The sequence below is a fragment of the Thermogemmatispora argillosa genome, assembly GCF_059696725.1.
In genome coordinates, this window is record NZ_AP019377.1 from 3,220,452 (window position 1) to 3,234,232 (window position 13,781).

General features: G+C 59.0%; 13 protein-coding genes. 12 read left to right on the forward strand and 1 reads right to left on the reverse strand.

What is annotated here, in order from left to right; genetic code table 11:
- Nucleotides 1–5 precede the first annotated feature (5 nt).
- From tuf to AC6H1L_RS12580, 11 genes are all read left to right on the forward strand, one after another.
- Entirely contained in the window at nucleotides 6–1,220 is a 1,215-nt protein-coding gene (gene tuf / locus AC6H1L_RS12530; protein WP_497597829.1) for an elongation factor Tu, read from the forward strand.
- A gap of 539 nt (nucleotides 1,221–1,759) precedes the next feature.
- Nucleotides 1,760–1,930: a 50S ribosomal protein L33 gene (gene rpmG / locus AC6H1L_RS12535; protein ID WP_297163449.1), complete on the forward strand. Its 171-nt coding sequence runs from the start codon at nucleotides 1,760–1,762 to the stop codon at nucleotides 1,928–1,930.
- A 151-nt stretch (nucleotides 1,931–2,081) separates the two neighbouring features.
- Nucleotides 2,082–2,348: a preprotein translocase subunit SecE gene (secE, locus tag AC6H1L_RS12540; protein WP_497597830.1), complete on the forward strand. Its 267-nt coding sequence runs from the start codon at nucleotides 2,082–2,084 to the stop codon at nucleotides 2,346–2,348.
- A 359-nt stretch (nucleotides 2,349–2,707) separates the two neighbouring features.
- On the forward strand, nucleotides 2,708–3,328 hold the full coding sequence (gene nusG, locus AC6H1L_RS12545) for a transcription termination/antitermination protein NusG (protein ID WP_297163453.1): 621 nt from the start codon (nucleotides 2,708–2,710) through the stop codon (nucleotides 3,326–3,328).
- Between the two features lie 244 nt (nucleotides 3,329–3,572).
- On the forward strand, nucleotides 3,573–3,995 hold the full coding sequence (gene rplK, locus AC6H1L_RS12550) for a 50S ribosomal protein L11 (protein ID WP_497597831.1): 423 nt from the start codon (nucleotides 3,573–3,575) through the stop codon (nucleotides 3,993–3,995).
- 339 nt (nucleotides 3,996–4,334) lie between these two features.
- Nucleotides 4,335–5,042, forward strand: coding sequence for a 50S ribosomal protein L1 (rplA, locus tag AC6H1L_RS12555; RefSeq protein ID WP_497597832.1), 708 nt, complete (start codon nucleotides 4,335–4,337; stop codon nucleotides 5,040–5,042).
- Between the two features lie 716 nt (nucleotides 5,043–5,758).
- On the forward strand, nucleotides 5,759–6,304 hold the full coding sequence (gene rplJ, locus AC6H1L_RS12560) for a 50S ribosomal protein L10 (protein ID WP_497597833.1): 546 nt from the start codon (nucleotides 5,759–5,761) through the stop codon (nucleotides 6,302–6,304).
- 66 nt (nucleotides 6,305–6,370) lie between these two features.
- On the forward strand, nucleotides 6,371–6,760 hold the full coding sequence (gene rplL, locus AC6H1L_RS12565; RefSeq protein WP_497597834.1) for a 50S ribosomal protein L7/L12: 390 nt from the start codon (nucleotides 6,371–6,373) through the stop codon (nucleotides 6,758–6,760).
- Between the two features lie 422 nt (nucleotides 6,761–7,182).
- Nucleotides 7,183–7,452 (forward strand): 30S ribosomal protein S15, encoded by a 270-nt coding sequence (gene rpsO, locus AC6H1L_RS12570; protein WP_497597835.1) that lies wholly within the window; start codon nucleotides 7,183–7,185, stop codon nucleotides 7,450–7,452.
- 1,166 nt (nucleotides 7,453–8,618) lie between these two features.
- The gene (locus tag AC6H1L_RS12575) at nucleotides 8,619–11,057 is read left to right on the forward strand and encodes a polyribonucleotide nucleotidyltransferase (protein WP_497597836.1); all 2,439 of its coding nucleotides are present in this window, start codon (nucleotides 8,619–8,621) and stop codon (nucleotides 11,055–11,057) included.
- 498 nt (nucleotides 11,058–11,555) lie between these two features.
- The gene (locus AC6H1L_RS12580) at nucleotides 11,556–12,203 is read left to right on the forward strand and encodes a uracil-DNA glycosylase (RefSeq protein WP_497597837.1); all 648 of its coding nucleotides are present in this window, start codon (nucleotides 11,556–11,558) and stop codon (nucleotides 12,201–12,203) included.
- Here the strand turns inward: AC6H1L_RS12580 and AC6H1L_RS12585 are convergent.
- Complete coding sequence (locus tag AC6H1L_RS12585) at nucleotides 12,200–12,322, reverse strand: hypothetical protein (protein ID WP_497597838.1); 123 nt, start codon at nucleotides 12,320–12,322, stop codon at nucleotides 12,200–12,202. The two genes, AC6H1L_RS12580 and AC6H1L_RS12585, sit on opposite strands and share 4 nt — an antisense overlap.
- A 433-nt stretch (nucleotides 12,323–12,755) precedes the next feature.
- Between AC6H1L_RS12585 and AC6H1L_RS12590 the strand changes: the two genes are divergently transcribed.
- Nucleotides 12,756–13,538, forward strand: a complete 783-nt coding sequence (locus tag AC6H1L_RS12590) for a L,D-transpeptidase (protein ID WP_497597839.1) — start codon at nucleotides 12,756–12,758, stop codon at nucleotides 13,536–13,538.
- Nucleotides 13,539–13,781 lie beyond the last annotated feature (243 nt).

Below are 13,781 nucleotides of genomic sequence, written 5' to 3' on the forward strand. Positions count from 1 at the left end.
AGGTTATGGCGAAGCAGAAGTTTGAGCGGACGAAGCCGCATGTGAATGTGGGAACGATCGGGCACATTGACCACGGGAAGACGACGCTGACGGCGGCGATCACGCGGGTGCTCTCGCGGGTGCTGCCCAGCAGCGTGAACAAGTACGTGGCCTTCGACCAGATCGATAAGGCGCCCGAGGAGCGGGCCCGCGGGATCACGATCTCGATCTCGCACGTGGAATACGAGACGGAGAAGCGCCACTATGCGCATGTGGACTGCCCGGGCCACGCGGACTACATCAAGAACATGATCACCGGGGCGGCGCAGATGGACGGGGCGATCCTGGTGGTGAGCGCGCCGGATGGGCCGATGCCGCAGACGAGAGAGCATATCTTGCTGGCGAGACAGGTGGAAGTGCCGGCGATGGTGGTGTTTTTGAACAAGGTGGATATGCTGGAGGATGAGGAGCTGCTGGAGCTGGTGGAGCTGGAGGTGAGGGAGCTGCTGTCGAAGTACGAGTTTCCGGGGGATGAGGTGCCGGTGATCCGGGGGTCGGCGCTGAAGGCGCTGGAGAGCAAGGGGGACCTGACGCGCAACGATCCGGATGCGCGCTGTATCTGGGAGCTGCTGGATGCGGTGGATACGTACATTCCGACGCCGCAGCGGCCGATCGATAAGCCGTTCCTGATGCCGATCGAGGATGTGTTTGGGATTAAGGGGAGAGGGACGGTGGTGACAGGGAGGATTGAGCGAGGGAAGATTAAGGTGAATGATCAGGTGGATATTGTGGGGTTCAGCGATGAGGTGAGGACGGTGGTGGTGACGGGAGTGGAGATGTTCAACAAGACGCTGGATGAGGGGCTGGCGGGGGACAATGTGGGCTGCCTGCTGAGAGGAGTGGAGCGAGACGAGGTAGAGCGAGGGCAGGTGTTGGCGGCGCCGAAGTCGATCAAGCCGCATAAGGTGTTCAAGGCGCAGGTGTATGTGTTGTCGAAGGAGGAGGGAGGGAGGCACACGCCGTTTGTGTCTGGGTACAAGCCGCAGTTTTACATTCGGACGACGGACGTGACGGGGACGGTGAGGTTGCCGCAGGGGGTGGAGATGGTGATGCCGGGGGATCATGTGAACATGACGGTGGAGCTGATCTATCCGGTGGCGATGGAGGAAGGGGTGCGCTTTGCGATCCGCGAAGGTGGGCGCACCGTCGGCGCCGGCGTCTGCACCGAGGTGTTGGAGTAATCTCCTTCCAGCCTCCTGCCTTGCTCGCTTGCTCGGTCGGTTCGGTCAGTGTCTGATGCCTGGTCGGGCTTATAGATACTGACCAGCGCTGGCAAGGTGTGACTACTCCTGGCGTTCGCCGATTCGCTCAAGGTCAAGCAAGAGCGTGGTGGCGGCTTGATCCGGCCCGGTTCTGCCTGACCGGCACGCTATGGCAGGCCGCTAAGGCTATTCCCTGCGAGAGCCTGGCGTGAACAGAAGGCGAGTCCACCTTTTGCCGCGCGCCAGGTAATAGTAGCAATCAGCAGCGACAAGCGTGGACTGCAGCAGTTGACTGGATGGTCAGGAAGGGAAGGCAGAGTAGACCTGGCCCTGTATGCTGCTATGCTCAGCTCATGGCTGGAGTCAGCGCCTGCCGTCGACATCGGTTTGGCTGTCCTTGATACCCTTCCTGACCTTGGCCCATACCTATATCTGAGTGAGTGAGTGACTTGCCGGTCGGCGGCCTCTCCTGCGATCGATTGTCATAAGGAGGGGAGCAGCCCGGAACGGGGAGAACTATGGCTAGCAAAAGCAAAGAGAATCGCATCATTGTTGCTCTTGCCTGCTCAAATTGCCGGCATCGCAACTACCATACCTCCAAGAATAGGCGTACTCATCCTGATCGCCTGGAGTTGAGAAAGTTCTGTCCAACCTGTCGCACGCACACGATCCATCGCGAGACCAGATGATAGCCGGGCAACGATCACTCCTGATCGAGAAAGGGTCAACGTGGCGAATAAAATGGCCGACAAGAAAAAGGCTACTTCCGCTTCAAGCGAGGTTTTGCAGACCAAGCCCCGCGGCGAGAAGGACGCTCCTGCCCACAAGGAGTCAAAGTCGATGACGCAGCGACGTGAGGGCCGTCAGGAGGTACGTCGCGAACGGAGACCGTCCGTTTTTGCTCGCTTGCGCCAGCTAAAGGTATTCCGCTTCCTCTATGAGGCTTACTACGAGCTGCGCTATAAGGTCACTTGGCCAACGTTCGAGGAGGCGCGCAATATGACAATCGCGGTGATCGCGCTCTCCCTCGCCCTCGGCATTGTCCTGGGGCTGGTCGATATCGGCCTCTTCCAGCTCTTCCGCCTGATCACTGGTACTGCTCGATAGTAGGTAGGAAGTCAGGTGAACTTAGCTAGCGAACGCGGCCTACTTGGCTGATCCTGCTGGTGGCAGCAGTCGTTTGTTGTTGGCGGCGTCGGGCGTTCCGATCCGATGGGGACCGTGGCCTGCCTGGAGAGAGGTTGGTCCGCGCTTCGTTGTCGTGGTAAAAGCCAGGGGAGTACAGGACAGGTCGCTGGCCTGCCTGCCAATGGGCGCGAGAGGGAGAGCATAGATTCGCGCGCCTCAGTGTTGTAATTTCTGTGGAATGGACGGCAATGGATGAAGACCTCCCAATGGCCGCACTGCCAGTGGGCCAGTGGGTAGGATTCTAGGTTTAGCTGGGCAATAAGCAAGAGGGAAAAACCATGGTTGCTGATGACCCAAATCCAAAGGAACGGGCTGGCTCGGAATCGCGGTTCAGCGCCGCGCTGTCGAAGTCAGGTAGCCCTGGTGCTGGAGAGCGCGCCTGGTATGCGATCCACACCTACTCCGGCTACGAAAATAAGGTCAAGAGCCATCTCGAAGCGCGCATTGCCTCGATGAATATGCGCGATAAGATCTTTCGGGTCGTCGTGCCAATGGAAGAAGAGGTGGAGATCAAGCAGGGGCAGAGGCGGACGGTGCAGCGCAAGGTTTTCCCTGGCTATGTGCTGGTCGAGATGATCTTGACCGAGGAATCGTGGTATGTGGTGCGCAACACGCCGGGGGTCACCAGCTTCGTTGGATCAGGAACGCGCCCGGTGCCTCTCCAGGAACATGAGGTCAGGGCAATCCTGAAGCAGGTTGCTGAAGAGGCTGAGAAGCCAAAGACGAAAATCAGCTTCACGAAAGGTCAAAGCGTGCGTGTCATTGACGGCCCCTTTACTGATTTCATTGGGACCGTCAGTGATATCAATATGGATCGCAATAAAGTGACGGTCCTTGTCTCCTTCTTCGGGAGAGAGACACCGGTGGTCCTGGATTTCCTCCAGGTCGAGAAGATTTAACGATCAATAAGAGCAACGGGAGGTTGAGCTAAACCTCCCACTTTTTCATGCATGCATGCATACAGGTAAGGCGACGCCCAACGGGCTGGCAAGCAGCTCGCCGGGCGCTCCGGCCCCGCCGGAACCGCTTTGGCGCTGTCTGCCGTCAGGCCCGGGCGTCGTCGCTCATGCCAGTTGCTGATGAGGGCTGGCGTGGGCCGCACTCACTTTGCGATTGTCGCTTGTTGAGGGAGCTGGAGTTACAATGGCAAAACGTGTCAAAGCTGTGATCAGGCTGGAGCTGCCTGCCGGTGAGGCTAAGCCCGCACCGCCGGTCGGTACGGTGCTTGGCTCACAGGGCATCAATATTGTGGCCTTCTGTAAGGAGTATAATGCGCGCACGGAAAGCCAGCGAGGGATGATTATCCCCGCCGAGGTGACGATCTACGAGGATCGCTCTTTCACCTTTGTCACACGCACGCCGCCGACGACGTTCCTGCTGAAGCAGGCGGCAGGGATCGAAAAAGGGTCCGGCACTCCTGGCAGAACCAAGGCTGGGACAATCGACCGTGCGAAGCTGCGTGAGATCGCTCAGCTCAAGATGAAGGATCTCAATGTCCACGATATTGAGGCCGCTGAGCGCATCGTTGAGGGTACGGCCCGCAGCATGGGAATCACCATTGTCTGAGCAGCAGCGGCGTCGTTCGCTTCTTCTTTCTCCGCCTGGCCGGCTGGAGGCCGGAGCCAGGGATGTGGTGCCAACGAGGCAAGCTAGCGGATTGGCTGTCTGCGTTGGTTTGCTCCGTGGCCGTGAGGGCTGTCCTGGCTGACTCGGCAGGCTGGACCTGGCTGAAAGGGATGGAAGGGCTGGCCGCCGTTGCCTTGCTTTACCCACTATTTGCCGCCGGGTTAAGCTTTCGGCTCCGGTTGGCTTGTGTGAGCGGGCCAGTCCGGCAAGGTCGCTACAAGCCTATCAAGATGGGCCCGTCAGTCACTGCGGTAGATTGCCACGAGGAGGGCTTAAGTCATGCCAAAAAAGCACGGAAAGAAGTATCTTGAAGCGTTGAAGTTGCTTGAGCCGGGCAAGCTCTATCAGCCCCAGGAGGCCATTGCCCTGCTCAAGAAGATGAATTATGTCAAGTTTGACCCGACCCTTGAGGTGCATATGCGCCTGGGGGTTGACCCGCGGCACGCTGATCAGATGGTGCGCGGGGTGGCCTTGCTGCCGGCGGGCACCGGTAAAGAGGTCAAAGTCTTGGTTTTCGCCCAAGGTGAAAAGGCTCGCGAGGCCGAAGCTGCGGGAGCCGATTTCGTTGGTCTTGATGATTTGATCAAGCAGATTGAGAATGACTGGCTGGGCTTCGATGTGGCGATCGCCACGCCGGATGTCATGCCCAGAATCGGTCGTCTCGGTAGAAAGCTCGGTCCCCGCGGCTTGATGCCGAATCCCAGAACAGGAACCGTCACGATGGATGTAGCCCGCGCTGTCCGCGAAGCAAAAGCCGGACGCGTGGAGTTCCGTGTCGATCGTACAGCGCTGCTGCATGTGCCGGCGGGCAAACTCTCCTTTAGTGATGAAGCCCTGCTAGCGAATGTGGCTGCTGTGATCGATGCGGTCATGCGTGCCAAGCCCGCCAGCTCTAAGGGGGCCTACATTCGCAATATTGTTCTGGCCTCGACAATGTCTCCAGGCGTGCCGCTGGATCTCCAGTCGGCTCTATCCTTGCGCGTCTAGCTAATGCTCCTGGCCTTAGCTGAGACGACGAGTCTGCTGGGCAAGGAGCGGGCGACTAAGCAGACGGGTAGATCCATAAGAGAGGCGGCCTCAGCTTTCGGCTGGAGCATCGTCTTGACGGGGCCTTCGTCTCTTGCCTATAATCTGAACAGCCTGTAACCTTTGCGACCGAAGACAGCAAGTATGCCCGGGGCATGTAAATGATACCGCACGGTATCAGCTTGCCGAGGAGCGTGCTCTGTCCCTGACCAGCCTACGAGTGAATCGGTCTGGCCTTGCCTGGCAGGGTAGGACAGGGCAGAGGGGAAAGGGTGACAACGCGCGTGCGACCTGCGCTCTCTTAGCTGCCTGGCCTCCGGTCGGGCCGCTTCCGCGTCTCCTGCGCGCACGTGTGAACCATCCACCGCTGCTGCTACCAACGTAAGCTTGCCTCCGGGCCTTCGGTGCAGTGCTGAAGGCCCGTTTTCTTATGCTCTCTTGTGGGCCACTTTGTGGACTACGCCCCGGGCGACAGAGGCCCATATTCGTCCTGGCGCTACAGGCCAGGCTGGCGTGTCCTTCTATGGGCCTGGACTGCCGAAGAGAGCTAACGTAGCAGACGCTCCTTTCTCAAAGCAAGGGGAGCTAAGCGGCAAGCAAGTCTCCGCTATGGTACAGGGTAGAACAAACAAGCAAGTAAGCAAACAGAGTCCATAAGGAAAGGAGGGGAGAGCGGCATGCCTACACCGGCAAAGGCGGCAAAGATCGAAGAACTAGCCGACAAGCTGGCGCGCGCGCGGATTGCCATCCTGATCCAGACGCAGGGGCTGTCGGTCAAGGAAATGAACGAGCTGCGCAGCAAACTGCGCCCGATGAATGTCGAGGTGCAGGTAGCCAAAAACACATTGCTGCGTCTGGCTACTCAGCGCAACCAGATGACGGAGGTTGACCCCAACCTCTTTCATGGGCAGACGACTGTAGCATTCGGCTACGATGATGAAGTGGCCGCCGCCAAGGCAATCACCGATTACGTGCAGAACTCGAACGTGGTGGTGCTCAAAGCGGCGATTCTGGGAGGACGTCAGCTAACGCCTGAGCGTGTTGAGACACTCGCCAAGATCAGCGGTGGCAAAGCGTCTGCTCAAGCGCAGCTAGTGGGTGGCCTGCAAGGACCGCTTTCTACAGCCTACAGCCTGTTGACTGCCCCGCTACGCGATCTCTGCTACGTATTGCAGGCACGCGCAGAACAGCTCCAGCAGCAGCAACAGTCAGAGTCTGCCTGATGGTATAGCGAGCCTTATCTAGTCAAGAAGCTATCTGAGACCATAGGAATCCAAGGAGGTTGCTCCATGTCCATCGAGAGCATCATTGCTGAGATTGAAAAGCTGAATGTCTTAGAGTTAGTGGAGCTGACCAAGCAGCTTCAAGAAAAGTGGGGTGTCAGTGCGGCCCCGGTCGCAGTAGCTGCGGCTCCGGCAGCCGCCGCGGCCCCGGCTGAGGCAGCTCCGGCGGCTCAGCCAGAGGAGAAGACCGAGTTCGACGTGATTCTGAGCGAGGTCGGCGCTGAAAAGATTAAGGTCATCAAGGTGGTGCGCGAGCTGACCAATCTCGGCCTCAAGGAGGCTAAGGAGTTGGTCGAGGGGGCACCCAAGCCGGTCAAGGAGGGCGTCTCCAAGGAGGAAGCCCAGCAGATTGCGGCCAAGCTGCAAGAGGTAGGGGCCAAGGTTACCATCAAGTAAGCTGGCAGCAAAGGGAGGCTTTCTCGGAACCTGACCGGGCGAGAGAGGGCGCGCCTGCGGAGCGAAGGATGCCCCCATCCCTTATTGGCAGCCGCTCCAGTGGGTGCACCCTCTCGCCGTCCCTGCCATTGCCGCTTGGCGAGCTGGCAGGGAGCACGGCGCTTGTGAGCCAGGCTGGACTTGGCTTCACGCTTGCTTGCTCATGGGAGCCTGTAAGCTTAGAGGCCGGCTGCTCACGGCGGCAAGCGTCAGGGGGTATCTAGACGCTGGCAAACCAGCGTGATATAATGCATGGGTGTATCATCCAGGATTAGTTAGATCACTCAGGTTGAGAGACCCTCGTCAGAACAGCTGTTAAACCTGCTGAACACCTAATAGTACGTAATCTCGCCTGAGCCTGCTCTGAGGAGGTGAAACAGAGGGTGGCATTGACTCGCGAGGATAAAGCCGAAATCATCGCTTCGTCTCGCATTCACGAGGCCGATACCGGCTCACCCGAGGTGCAGATCTCGCTGCTGACGGCACGTATCAATCAGCTCACCGATCATCTGAAGATCCATAAGCACGATTTCCATTCTCGCCGCGGCCTGATGATGCTGGTTGGTCAGCGGCGTCGCTTGCTGGCATATCTCAGCCGTAAAAGTCCGGAGCGCTATCGCGCGCTGATCACGAAGCTCGGTCTACGCCACTAGCGAGAGCGAGATGCCCTCATCTTGCAAGCGGTCGGTCGGCATGGCTTCTGGCTCCTCCTTCGCTGACTCGCCTCGCGGATGTCCCTCTGTTTGTCAGGGCAAAGGTGAGAGTGGAAGCACAAGCCGACAGGAGGATGGAAGAGAGGAGAGCAAGAGTGCGCTCTTGCATAGCACTTGCCGACCGCTCGCTCGGCTGGTCGCTGGGTGAAATCTGTTCGTGACGTTCTTTCCTCCCCAGCCTCGCAGAGCCTCTGCAGGCGGGCGATCTCAGTCAGACAGCCGGGCTGGACAGCGCTGGCAAGGAGAGGCTTGCCTCCGCCTGGGATCAGGTGCGGGCAGGGTGCTTCACTCCGGTAAATGGCTCCCTCATATGGGGGAGGAAGAACGCAAGACAAGCAAGGATGAAGGGGTCGGTGCCAGCATCCTGCAGGTCGTGGGCTAGGCACTGCACTGAAGATCATGCTGTGAGTGTTGTCGTCGATCTGGGATCTCATATGTTGTAATTGGTAATTGTCGCATAATTGTGTCTCTGATGGCCGTCTGCCGAGCGAGGCTGCAACGCGCCTGCAGCTGTGAGCTGCCAATGTAGGATAGGAGTAGGCACCACAAGAGCGGTCTCTCTTATCTCTCTCGTTTTGCCTGGCTAAGACGAGAGCAGAAGCAGCTTCAGAAGGCGGCGGAATGTTCTTCCCACCAGGCACTGCGCCCTCCGCTTGCTATGGGACCTGGTTCAGGAGCAGAATATTGATGGCCTGCCAGCTAGCGCCCCGTTAGTTGGCTGGCCAGAGAGGCACCGCTACCAGTAGTCAAGTCACAGTGAATTCGATAATCTGTGCATCTTAAGCGAATGATCACTGGTCGAGCGATCGATCGCCCGGTCGGAACACGTGTTTGCAACTAAGGGGCTGAAAGCAGCGCGGTATCTTTCCTTCTTCTTACTCGCTCGCTCATTGTAGCGGTTCGGAAGGAAGTCAGACAGCCAGTCAGGAAAGAGCAGAGGCAGGGGATCTCATTCAGGTTATCGTTGCGAGCAAGAGTAGAAGTAGTAGTAGTAGTAAGTAGTCGGTCAGTTGTCTGTTCACACGCACCCCGTTATGTCCCCGTGAAGCAAGGAGAGTTTCCAGGTCTACGGTCCAGCCAAGGGGTGTATAGTAGTCGGAGGAACTATGATCCATCGTCAAGAAGCCGTCATAGGCGGTCGCGTCATGAGCATTGAAACCGGACGAGTGGCCGAGCAGGCCAATGGCGCAGTGCTGCTGCGCTATGGCGATACTGTCATCCTGGCGACCGCCGTAGCCAGTGAAGAGCCTCGTGAAGGCATTGATTTTTTTCCATTGACCGTTGACGTTGAAGAGCGCATGTATGCCGCCGGTAAGATCCCCGGCGGGTTTATTAAGCGCGAGGGGCGGGCTTCCGAGCATGCCATTCTTGCCTGCCGCCTCGCTGACCGCCCTCTCCGCCCCCTCTTCCCGAAAGGGTACCGCAACGATGTACAGATTATCATCACTGTGCTCTCTGTAGACCAGGAGAATGATCCCGATGTGCTGGGGATCATCGGCGCCTCGGCTGCTCTCTGTATCTCCGATATCCCATTTGCCGGTCCCGTCGGCGCTGTGCGCGTGGGCTACATCGATAACGAGCTGGTGATCAACCCGCTGGAGTCGCAGATGGATCGCAGCCGCCTCGATCTGGTCGTGGCTGGTACGGCGGACGCGGTGATGATGGTCGAGGCCGGGGCCAAGGAGCTTCCTGAAGATATCCTGCTGGAGGCGGTGATTCGTGGACAGGAGGCGCTGCAGGATATTATCAAGATGCAAGAGAAGCTCATGCAGGCCGTGAACGTGGCCAAGCGGCCTTTCGAAACGCCTCCGGTTGACGAGGAGCTACAGCGTCAGGTGGCTGAGTTCGTGCTACCGCGCCTGGAGCAGGCGGTGAACCATCCCGATAAGACTGCTCGCTCAGCGGCCCTGACAGTGGTTCAAAATGAGCTGGTGCAGACGCTCGGGGCTCAGTATCCTGATCGCTTGAAGGAGATTATGGCCTTCTACGAGAAGGAGCTGAAGACCTATGTGCGTAACCAGATTCTGGACTATGGGATCAGGCCGGATGGCCGTGATCTGAAGACGATCCGCCCGATCACCTGCGAGGTCGGTCTGTTGCCGCGTACGCATGGCTCAGCCCTCTTTACGCGTGGTCAGACCCAGGTGCTGAGCGTGGTGACGCTTGGGTCGCCGGGTGAGGAGCAGATCCTTGATGGACTGACCCCCAGCGAGAGCAAGCGCTTTATGCATCACTATAATTTCCCGCCTTTCTCGACCGGTGAAACAAGGCCGTTGCGCGGTCCTGGCCGTCGCGAGATTGGTCACGGGGCGCTGGCTGAGCGCGCTCTGTTGGCGGTGATTCCCTCTCAGGAGGAGTTCCCCTACACGATCCGGGCGGTCTCCGATGTGCTCTCGTCCAATGGCTCGACCTCGATGGGGTCGGTCTGCGGTACAACGCTGGCGCTGATGGATGCCGGCGTGCCTATCCATGCCCCTGTGGCCGGCGTGGCTATGGGGCTGGTCACCGGTGAGGGTGAGCGTGCTGGTAAATGGGCTGTGCTGAGCGATATCCAGGGGATCGAAGATGCTCTGGGCGATATGGACTTTAAGGTCGCCGGTACCGCCGATGGCGTGACAGCTCTCCAGATGGATATTAAGGTCAAGGGCATTAGCTACGATATTATGGCCAAGGCCCTGGAGCAGGCGCGCGAGGGCCGCATGTATATCATGGAGAAGATGCTTGATGCCCTCGATGCTCCGCGCCCGGAGCTGTCGGTCTTCGCTCCGCGCATCCAGACCATGAAGATCAATCCCGATAAGATCGGCGCGGTGATCGGCCCCGGCGGCAAGACGGTGCGCAAGATCCAGGATGAGACCGGCGCCAAGATCGATATCGAGGATGACGGCACGGTCAATATCGCCGCCACTTCCAGCGAGTCGATGCAGCAGGCTATGGATGCGATCCGCGCTCTGACCGAGGAAGTGGAGGTCGGTCGCATCTATACGGGCACGGTGCGCCGCCTGGTCGACTTCGGTGCCTTCGTCGAGATCCTGCCTGGCAAGGAGGGCCTTGTCCGTACCTCGCAGCTCGCCGACTATCAGGTGTCGCGCCCCGAGGATGTGGTTTCGGTGGGCGATGAAATCACGGTAATGGTGATTGAGGTCGACTCGCAGGGGCGCATCAATCTGTCGCGTCGCGCTGCTCTCAGTGGTGAGTTGCCTTCACAGGCCGAGCTTGAGAGTGATCGCGCTGCCAGCCGTGGTGGCGGACGCGACCGCGGTGGTTCTGGCCGCGGCGGCGGTGGCTATGGCGGCGGACGTGACCGCGATTTGGCGGCTCCCGGTCGTAATGTCAACTACGGCGGCGGTGGTAGTCGCGAGCGCGGCGGCTACTCTGAGCGTGGCGGTGGCGGCGGGCGCGCTCCGGGCTACAATAGTGGCAACTTCGGCGGCGGACAGCGTCGCCCGATGGGCCCCGGAGGCTCAGGCGGTCCTGGCCGTGGCTCGGGTGGTTCGCGGCGCGATAGCGGCTTCGGTCCTCGCTCCAACGAGCGCCGGTGGTAGCCTGGACTGCTCTTCGCGCCAGGAGGGGGCGAGGTATCAGCCAGCCGCCACCTGCAGCACCTTAAGCTAAGCGCATAGCCGCTGACGCTGACAAGTCGTCGTTAGCGCCTGTTATAAGGAGGGGCCCCGCTGGAAGCAGATTTCAGCAGGCTACCCTCCTCTTTGCTTTTTGGCTCGCTGGCTCGGTCTGGCTGCCGCTTCTCCTGCTAGAGAAGAGCCGCGCCCTCCCCCGTTGGGGCTCGCTGACCGGGCTGCTGCGCTTGGCGTGGCTGGACCGCCCGGCCTGGTCCTGGCTGCAGGCGGCATGAGCAGCAGTGATGACGCAGTCAGAGCTGATCTCAGCCGGGCGTACTGCCTGGCTTCCCCTGCCTGTTTTGGACAGAAGTACCTGCAGGTCCTAAGCCTCTTGCGGCGAGGGCTGAAACATTCCATAATGGTTGTCAATCCGAAAGCGACCTGCGCCGATAGCAAGCAAGGTATTATACTAGAGAGGTATCTATGTCGTCAGAGGAGATTCTACGGGAGATAGCTGCGGAGGTCTCTGTCTGCACTAAGTGTGGCCTCTGTAAGGGACGAACGAAGGCTGTCCCAGGCGAAGGTCCCCCGAATGCCCGTATCCTCTTCATCGGTGAAGGGCCAGGGTATCATGAGGATAAGCAGGGGCGGCCTTTTGTGGGGCCTGCTGGCCAGTTCCTCGATGAGTTGCTGCAGAGCATTAATCTCAAGCGCTCCGATGTCTTTATTACGAATGTGGTGAAGTGCCGCCCTCCCGACAATCGTGATCCCCTCCCCGAGGAGATCAGCGCCTGTAACGACTACCTGGATCGCCAGATTGCCGCTATCAAGCCGCTGGTCATAGTGACACTAGGACGCTACTCGATGGCCAAGTTCTTTGGCACGGCAAAGATCAGCGCGATTCACGGCAAGGCCCAGAAAAAGGATGGCTATATTTGCATGGCGATGTATCATCCGGCTGCTGGCCTCCACCAGGCAAGCCTGAAAGAGACGATTCGCCAGGACTTTAAGAAGCTCCCGGTGGTGCTGGCTGAAGCTGAACGCCTGGCAGCGGAAGGAAAGCTTGGCGCCGCCAGCTCGCAGACTGCCCACCCCCAGGAGGAGCCGCCACAGCAGCTCTCGCTCTTTTAGCTGCTCACCTGGATGACAGATGCAGGCTCGTCCTGACTGCTGTGGCTGGGCGTGGCCAGGTGGGTGGTCGCGCTTTTCGGCGTTGGCTGCTTCGCCTTCCCACCTTCCTCCCCGCTCATGCAGGCTGCTCCTTCCCCTGCCTGGTCGCTTAATGGCTGGCGACTGGCAAGCGACTCCTCTGCTCTTGGCTGAGGGTATGGCGGGCAACAGCTAGAAGAAGGCGCGCAGATATGGGGCTTGTTCCATGCGCCTCACGGCGGTCAGCGACTGACAGTCATTCGACCAGTCGGCCAGTCGCAGCGTCGTATCTGTCATGATAGGCAATCAATAGGGGCGCCCGCCCAGTACGGGCGTCCTTCTTTATGCTGCTGCTGCTGATTCCTGATCAGGCTCCTCCGCATAGAGTTGCTCCTCAAGAAAGGTATCCCTGACCAGAAGGTACCGTCTATGCAATACGGTGATACATGATGATTTGCTGACTCTTGCTTGCCAGCTATGCTTCGCATATACTGGACAGCAGCAAGCACAGCTGCGCTTGACAAATTGGAGGATATGATGCGAGCAATTCTGCGTAAACAGATGGCCCTTCTCGTGTTGCTCGCTTCCCTCGCAGCACTGACCTTATCACTTGCTCCCCTCCCCGGCGCTAGTGCGACCGCCCAGGCCGCAGCCACCTGGAAGGGCATCACCATTAACTGGTCGAATGTGCGTCGAGGTCCGAGCACTCACTATGCAGTTGTCCAAGTCTATGCACCGAATACAAGCGTCACTGTCTATGCGAGTGTTGTAGGAGAGAACGTCTGGGGCAGCCCTTATTGGTATCGCATTAGCCCTCTCAATAGTGCCCCTCTCTATATCTATAGCGGCCTGGTCGTCCATGCCCAAAGCAGTAGTCAGGCCAATCCCTATGGCAGCGGCAAAGTGATTGTGGTCATTTTGTCAAAGCAATGGCTCTATGCCTATGAAAATGGGAAGCAGGTCTTTAATACGCCAATCACCTCGGGCCGGCCCTCGTTGCCAACTCCAACGGGCACCTTCCATGTGCTGCGTAAGCTGCATCCGACGACCTTCTATTCGCCCTGGCCGCCTGGCTCGCCCTACTACTACCCGCCGACGTTCATCAACTATGCCCTGGAATTTGACTGGGATGGCTACTTCCTCCATGATGCCTGGTGGCATGGAGTCTTTGGCCCCGGCACGAACGGCTGGCACTATGATCCTGTGGCCGGTTGGACGTGGGGATCGCATGGCTGTGTCGAGATGTCAGTGAAGGCCGCGGCCTGGCTCTATAACTGGGCGCCGGTGGGCACGACAGTGATCATTAAGGCAAACTAGTCGCCTCGTGCTCCTGGTCAGACAAGGACCAGGAAAGCTTTACTCTCATGTCTGTGCTTGCGAATCTGCTCTGATGGCCGGTGAGCGGGCGATCAAAGGCGTCTTGCAATCACGCACGCCTCTGCCCCATGCGCGGAGACGCCGCCCCGCTCACCTGGCAACCCCTAACTGTTTCTTCTGAGTGACCTGCCCCATTACCATCCTCTCGCAACCTCCGCAGGTACTGGCGCTATCGCTGGCCCG

Bases quoted from the DNA above. Each gene is read 5' to 3' on its own strand.
- tuf (WP_497597829.1), top strand. From the start codon at position 6: ATGGCGAAGCAGAAGTTTGAGCGGACGAAGCCGCATGTGAATGTGGGA.
- rpmG (WP_297163449.1), top strand. From the start codon at position 1,760: ATGGCTAGCAAAAGCAAAGAGAATCGCATCATTGTTGCTCTTGCCTGC.
- secE (WP_497597830.1), top strand. From the start codon at position 2,082: ATGACGCAGCGACGTGAGGGCCGTCAGGAGGTACGTCGCGAACGGAGA.
- nusG (WP_297163453.1), top strand. From the start codon at position 2,708: ATGGTTGCTGATGACCCAAATCCAAAGGAACGGGCTGGCTCGGAATCG.
- rplK (WP_497597831.1), top strand. From the start codon at position 3,573: ATGGCAAAACGTGTCAAAGCTGTGATCAGGCTGGAGCTGCCTGCCGGT.
- rplA (WP_497597832.1), top strand. From the start codon at position 4,335: ATGCCAAAAAAGCACGGAAAGAAGTATCTTGAAGCGTTGAAGTTGCTT.
- rplJ (WP_497597833.1), top strand. From the start codon at position 5,759: ATGCCTACACCGGCAAAGGCGGCAAAGATCGAAGAACTAGCCGACAAG.
- rplL (WP_497597834.1), top strand. From the start codon at position 6,371: ATGTCCATCGAGAGCATCATTGCTGAGATTGAAAAGCTGAATGTCTTA.
- AC6H1L_RS12575 (WP_497597836.1), top strand. From the start codon at position 8,619: ATGATCCATCGTCAAGAAGCCGTCATAGGCGGTCGCGTCATGAGCATT.
- AC6H1L_RS12580 (WP_497597837.1), top strand. From the start codon at position 11,556: ATGTCGTCAGAGGAGATTCTACGGGAGATAGCTGCGGAGGTCTCTGTC.
- AC6H1L_RS12585 (WP_497597838.1), bottom strand. From the start codon at position 12,322: ATGAGCGGGGAGGAAGGTGGGAAGGCGAAGCAGCCAACGCCGAAAAGC.
- AC6H1L_RS12590 (WP_497597839.1), top strand. From the start codon at position 12,756: ATGATGCGAGCAATTCTGCGTAAACAGATGGCCCTTCTCGTGTTGCTC.